Annotated in this window: 5 protein-coding genes; 4 read left to right on the top strand and 1 reads right to left on the bottom strand. The window is 72.2% G+C overall.

What is annotated here, in order from left to right:
* From ACEPPI_RS03200 to ACEPPI_RS03190, 3 genes are all read left to right on the top strand, one after another.
* Positions 1-1090 (top strand): vitamin B12 dependent-methionine synthase activation domain-containing protein (locus ACEPPI_RS03200; RefSeq protein WP_373913717.1); only part of this gene is annotated, 1090 nt, incomplete at its 5' end.
* Between the two features lie 35 nt (positions 1091-1125).
* Entirely contained in the window at positions 1126-2532 is a 1407-nt protein-coding gene (gene ahcY / locus ACEPPI_RS03195; protein WP_373913716.1) for an adenosylhomocysteinase, read from the top strand.
* A gap of 5 nt (positions 2533-2537) precedes the next feature.
* Complete coding sequence (locus ACEPPI_RS03190; RefSeq protein WP_373913715.1) at positions 2538-3206, top strand: maleylpyruvate isomerase family mycothiol-dependent enzyme; 669 nt, start codon at positions 2538-2540, stop codon at positions 3204-3206.
* Positions 3207-3257: 51 nt separating this feature from the next.
* On the opposite strand, the gene ACEPPI_RS03185 is transcribed toward ACEPPI_RS03190, so the two are convergent.
* The gene (locus tag ACEPPI_RS03185) at positions 3258-4001 is read right to left on the bottom strand and encodes a PIG-L deacetylase family protein (protein ID WP_030237734.1); all 744 of its coding nucleotides are present in this window, start codon (positions 3999-4001) and stop codon (positions 3258-3260) included.
* Positions 4002-4326: 325 nt separating this feature from the next.
* Here ACEPPI_RS03185 and ACEPPI_RS03180 point away from each other — a divergent pair, with 325 nt between their 5' ends.
* Positions 4327-5901: a class I tRNA ligase family protein gene (locus ACEPPI_RS03180; protein ID WP_373913714.1), complete on the top strand. Its 1575-nt coding sequence runs from the start codon at positions 4327-4329 to the stop codon at positions 5899-5901.
* Positions 5902-6000: the final 99 nt, after the last annotated feature.

The following is a 6000-nucleotide window of genomic DNA, read 5'->3' as shown; positions in this document are numbered from 1 at the left end:
CATGAAGGAGAACCTGGAGGAGCTCAACCAGCGCAAGCTCGCCGCCGACTACCCCGTCATCCTCGGCGGCGCCGCCCTCACCCGCGCCTACGTCGAACAGGACCTCCACGAGATCTACGAAGGCGAAGTCCGCTACGCCCGCGACGCCTTCGAAGGACTGCGCCTCATGGACGCCCTCATGGGTATCAAACGCGGCGTCCCCGGCGCCACCCTCCCACCCCTCAAACAGCGCCGGGTGGCCCGGCGCGGCGCCGTCCTCGACGTACGGGAACCCGAACCGGCCGGCCGCTCGGACGTGTCCGTCGACCACCCGGTGCCCGAGCCGCCCTTCCTCGGCACCCGGGTCGTCAAGGGGATCCAGCTCAAGGAGTACGCGGACTGGCTCGACGAGCAGGCGCTCTTCAAGGGCCAGTGGGGCCTCAAGTCGTCCGAGTCGATCGCGGTCGAGGGCCGTCCTCGCCTGCGCGGCTGGCTGGACCGCCTGCACACGGACCGGCTCCTCGAAGCGGCTGTGGTCTACGGCTACTTCCCCTGTGTCTCCAAGGGCGACGACCTGATCGTCCTCGACGAGGACGGGGGCGAGCGGAGCCGGTTCGCCTTCCCGCGCCAGAGCCGCGGCCGCCGCCTGTGCCTCGCGGACTACTTCCGCCCCGAGGACTCCGGAGAGGTCGACGTGGTCGCCCTCCAGGTGGTCACCGTGGGCAGTCGCATCGGCCGGGAGACGGCCCGTCTCTTCGCCGCCGACGCCTATCGCGACTACATGGAACTGCACGGCCTGTCCGTCCAGCTCGCCGAGGCCCTGGCCGAGTACTGGCACGCCCGCGTCCGTACCGAACTGGGCATCGACGGGTCGGACCCGGCCTCGGTCGACGGCATGTTCCGCACCGAGTACCAGGGCTGCCGCTACTCCCTGGGCTACCCGGCCTGCCCCGAACTCGCCGACCGGGCGAAGATCGCCGAGTTGCTCCGGCCGGAGCGGATCGGCGTCCACCTCTCGGAGGAGTTCCAGCTCGACCCCGAGCAGTCCACGGATGCTCTGGTCGTCCACCACCCCGAAGCCAATTACTTCAACGCGGGAGGCCGCAGATGACCTCCGATGCCGGACACCTTCAAGGAGCGCACCGCATGACCGCCGCATTCACGGATTTCAAGGTCGCCGACCTTTCCCTCGCCGCTTTCGGCCGCAAGGAGATCACCCTGGCCGAGCACGAGATGCCGGGTCTGATGTCGATCCGCCGGGAGTACGCCGAGGCGCGGCCGCTGGCCGGCGCGCGGATCACCGGTTCGCTGCACATGACGGTGCAGACCGCTGTCCTGATCGAGACCCTCGTCGCCCTCGGCGCCGAGGTCCGCTGGGTGTCGTGCAACATCTACTCGACGCAGGACCACGCGGCCGCCGCCATCGCCGCCGCCGGGATCCCGGTCTTCGCCTGGAAGGGCGAGACGCTGGAGGAGTACTGGTGGTGCACGGAGCAGGCGCTGACCTGGCCCGGCCACTCCGGCCCGAACATGATCCTCGACGACGGCGGTGACGCCACCCTGCTGGTCCACAAGGGCGTCGAGTACCAGAAGGCCGGCGCGGTCCCGGACCCGTCCACCGCCGACAACGAGGAAATGGCCCTGGTCCTGGGCCTGCTGGCGAAGACCGGCATCGACTGGACGGCCCTCGCGTCCGAGATCCGCGGCGTCACCGAAGAAACCACCACCGGCGTCCACCGCCTCTACGAAATGCACCAGGCCGGCACCCTCCTCTTCCCCGCGATCAACGTGAACGACGCCGTCACCAAGTCGAAGTTCGACAACAAGTACGGCTGCCGCCACTCCCTCATCGACGGCATCAACCGTGCCACCGATGTCCTGATCGGCGGCAAGGTCGCGGTCGTCTGCGGTTACGGCGACGTCGGCAAGGGCTGCGCCGAGTCCCTGCGCGGCCAGGGCGCCCGCGTCATCGTCACCGAGATCGACCCGATCTGCGCCCTGCAGGCGGCGATGGACGGCTACCAGGTCGCCACCCTCGACGACGTCGTGGAGATCGCCGACATCTTCATCACGACCACGGGCAACAAGGACATCATCATGGCCGCCGACATGGCCAAGATGAAGCACCAGGCCATCGTGGGCAACATCGGCCACTTCGACAACGAGATCGACATGGCCGGCCTGGCCAAGATCGAGGGCATCGTCAAGGACGAGGTCAAGCCCCAGGTCCACACCTGGAAGTTCCCCGACGGCAAGGTCCTCATCGTCCTCTCCGAGGGCCGCCTCCTCAACCTCGGCAACGCGACCGGCCACCCGTCCTTCGTGATGTCGAACTCCTTCGCGGACCAGACCCTGGCCCAGATCGAGCTCTTCACCAAGCCCTCGGAGTACCCGACCGACGTCTACGTGCTCCCCAAGCACCTCGACGAGAAGGTCGCCCGCCTCCACCTCGACGCGCTGGGCGTCAGGCTCACCACCCTGCGCCCCGAACAGGCCGCCTACATCGGCGTCGACGTCGAGGGCCCGTACAAGCCCGACCACTACCGCTACTGACGGCCATGGACAGCGTCGACGAAGCAGTACGTGATCCCTGGCTCCCGGACCTCCTGCTGCGCACCGAACGCGACGCACTGCTTCCGCTGTTGCGCCGTGCGCCCGAGGCCTCGTACGGGCTGCGCACCGCCTGCCCGGGGTGGACCGTGCGGGACGTCCTCGCCCACTGTGCGGCCGCCCTCGTACGGATCGTCGAGGGGCGGCTGGAGGAGGGGGTCTTCCTGCCCCCCGCCAACGCCGCCGACGTGGCCGAGAGGGCGGACTGGCCGGTGGGCCGGATCGTGGACGAGCTGGAACGCGGGCTCAGTGAGGCCGGCGCGGCCATCGCCGCGGGCGACGGCACGCTGGACGCGGTGGCCCTGGGGGAGTGGATCCACGCGGGCGACGTCCGTGACGCGTGGGGGGAGCCGGGGGCGTACGGCGGCGACGGACTGGCGCTCGCCCTGCCCCTGCTCGGCACCACCAGCCGCAAGCGGGGCACGCCCCGGCTCGTCGCGGCCGTCGACGGCCACACCGGGCCGCTGGTCCTCGGCGGTGAGGAGCCCAGCCGTCCCGCCGCCCGCTTTGACGGCGACGCGACGACGCTGATCCGCCTCTACTCGGGCCGCCCGCTGGTCGCGACGCGTTACGCGCTGGTGGGCGCGACCGAGGCGGAGCTGCTCATCTACCGGTGAGCGCCGGAACCGACGGGTCCCGCCCCCACCGATCAGGAGGGGGGGCGGGACTCAGTCGATCCGCACGACCTGGAAGGCCTCCGCCATCCGGCCCGGGGGCAACCCCGCCGCCCGCGCGTGCTCGCCCAGCCATTCCCGCAGCAGCCCCGCGAGATCGTCGAAGTGCGCGGTCTGCGAGGTGTGGATGCGCAGGGCCTCCACCTTGCGGTCGAAGACGGGTGTGACGTCGATGTACTGATTGGGCGTCGGGCCCGTCATCAGCCACAGCTCCGGCACGATCCACGGCTCCAGGCCCTCCTCCTTGAGGAGCGACGGGTGCGCGAACGGATTGCGCGCCTCCGGGTAGATCGCCCGCAGCGCGGCGTCGCCCACCGCCCGGTGGTCGGGGTGCAGGTCGGCGATGCGGGACCAGTTGATCTCCGGGCTCGGGATGACGGCGCGCTGCGGGCGGACCTGCCGGATCACCCGGCACAGGTCGCGGCGCAGCTCCACGCCGGCCTCCACGTAGCTGTCGGGGTAGCCGAGGAAGCGGACGTCGTCGACGCCGCTGCGCTTGGCCGAATGCACCTGCTCGGCGCGGCGCAGGTCGCCCATGGCCTGGCGGGGGAGCTGTTCGTCGTACCCGCCGGCGCCGCCGTCCGTGACGATGCAGTACGTGACGCGGGTGGTGCCCTGCGCGATCCACCGCATGACCGTCCCGCTCACGCAGAACTCGATGTCGTCCGGGTGCGCGGCCACGACCAGCAGGGATTCGGGGGCGCTGCGGTCTATGCGATCGGTCGCGAAGTGTTCCATGCCGTCAGCCTGTTGGGCGCGGCCGTGGGCCGCAAGGCGGCCCCTTTGGCGTACAGGCGTCATGTCGCGAGTACGCCACGCGCCGGTCCGGCGGGTCCCGCCCGGCCACCCGCCCGGCCGCCCGTCTGGCGTGTCCGCGCAACGGCGTGAACGCGCAAGCCAATACCAGACCGCGCGGTTCGTTTCTCTGTCACTCTGAGGTGGACACCCCGCTCTCCTCCGCTTCCGCCGCCCCCCTCGTGCGCCGTGCGGAGCGGGGAGGGGTCACGCCCCTTCCGTTCCGAGCCTCGCTGCGTACTTCGCACCTCAGCGTCAAGGAGGTCCCATGAGCACCCCCGTCTGGATCACCGCGACCCCGCCGGCCACCCACGGCGAACTTCACGTCGGCCACCTCGCCGGACCGTACGTCGCGGCGGACGTGCTGTCCCGGTACCTCAGGGCCGAGGGCGAACCCGTCCTGTTCACCACCGGTACCGCCGATCACACCAGCTCCGTCCACGTCCGGGCGCTCCGCGCGGGGCGCAAGCCGGAGGAGGTGGCCGAGGGGTACCGCGCCGCGATCACGGCGGACTGGCTGCGCTCGGGCGTCGAGTTCGACCACATCGTCCGCCCGCGCCAGGACCGGGGCTACGCGCGCTGGCTGGGCGACCTCTTCCGGCGGCTGTACGCGGACGGGGTCATCGCCGCCCGCACCCGCCTGACGCCCTGGTGCGAACCCTGCGGGCGCTTCCTCCACGGAGCGCACGTCACCGGCTCCTGCCCACACTGCGCGGCCGTCAGCGACGGCGGCATGTGCCACGAGTGCGCCCGCCCCAACGACGGCGGGGACCTGCTGGGGCCGCGCTGCGCCCAGTGCGGCACCCCGGCCGTGCCCAGACGCTGCCGCCGCCTCTACATCCCGCTGGAGCCGCACCGCGAGGCGCTCGCCGAGTACTGGGCCGCCACCGGGCTGCCGCCGCGCCTGGCCGCGCTGTGCGAGTCGCTCGTCGAGGACGGGCTGCCGGACATCGCGGTGGCCCACCCCGCCGAGTGGGGGCTGCCCGTCCCGGTGGACGGCTTCCCCGAACACCGCATCGACGGCTGCTTCGAGGCCGCCGCGATGCACCTCTTCGGCCACGGCGAGCGCCCGCTGCCCGAGCGGGCCATCCACTTCTGCGGCTTCGGCCACGCCTTCTGCCACGCCGTCCTGCTGCCGGTCCTGCTGTTCGCCCGGGGCGTCAAGCTGCCGCAGCACTTCTGCGTGAACGAGGCGTACGTCATCGAGGACGAGGCGCTGGTCTGGGGCACCGGCCAGAAGGCCTGGGCGCTGGACCTGATCACCGAGTACGGGTCGGACACCCTGCGCCGGCACGTCCTGCAGGCCCGGCCGCTGGGCCGCCGCACCGCCTTCGACCCTGAGCGGCTCGCCGCCGCCCGCCGCGAGCTGGACGAGAGCTGGAACAGCTGGCTGTCCCGGCTGTTCGCCGCCGTGCGCGAGCAGAGCTCCGGACGGGTACCGGAGGCGCTGCCCGGCGGCACCGGATGGGAGGTGCTGGAGCGCAGGCTGCTGCGCGGGCTGGAAGACCTGCGCGAGGCCTACTCGCCGGAGGCCTTCGACCCCCGCAGGGCGGTCGCGCTGCTCGACGAGATGGTGCGGTCGGTGTCCGACTTCGGCCACGTCAACGCGCACGAGGCGCACCGCCCCACCCCCGGCGGCCGGCATCTGCCGGTGCTCGCGGCTCAGTTGGCCGTGGCCCGCGCCCTCGGCGCCTGGGCCCGCCCGGTGATGCCGGAGGGCGCCGACCGGCTCGCCGCGGCCCTGCGCACGGAAGCGGGGGGCCCGGTCCGGGCCGAGGCGCTCGCCCCGCCCGCGCCGGGCACCCGGCTGGCCCCGCCCTCGGGGCCGGTGTTCGGCTTCTGACCGGCTCCGGCCGCCCGGCCCGGAGAGGCGGCCCGGCACCGCACGACTGCACGACGACAGAATCCCTCCTTCGCCGCGTGACCGCGCGCCGGTCGCCCG

The organism is Streptomyces sp. AB3(2024) (genome assembly GCF_041862025.1).
In the GTDB taxonomy this organism is placed as follows: Bacteria; Actinomycetota; Actinomycetes; order Streptomycetales; family Streptomycetaceae; genus Streptomyces.
Note: the sequence above shows the minus strand (reverse complement) of the source record. Positions and strands in the feature narration are given on the sequence as shown.

Bases quoted from the DNA above. Each gene is read 5' to 3' on its own strand.
- ahcY (WP_373913716.1), top strand. From the start codon at position 1,126: ATGACCGCCGCATTCACGGATTTCAAGGTCGCCGACCTTTCCCTCGCC.
- ACEPPI_RS03190 (WP_373913715.1), top strand. From the start codon at position 2,538: ATGGACAGCGTCGACGAAGCAGTACGTGATCCCTGGCTCCCGGACCTC.
- ACEPPI_RS03185 (WP_030237734.1), bottom strand. From the start codon at position 4,001: ATGGAACACTTCGCGACCGATCGCATAGACCGCAGCGCCCCCGAATCC.
- ACEPPI_RS03180 (WP_373913714.1), top strand. From the start codon at position 4,327: ATGAGCACCCCCGTCTGGATCACCGCGACCCCGCCGGCCACCCACGGC.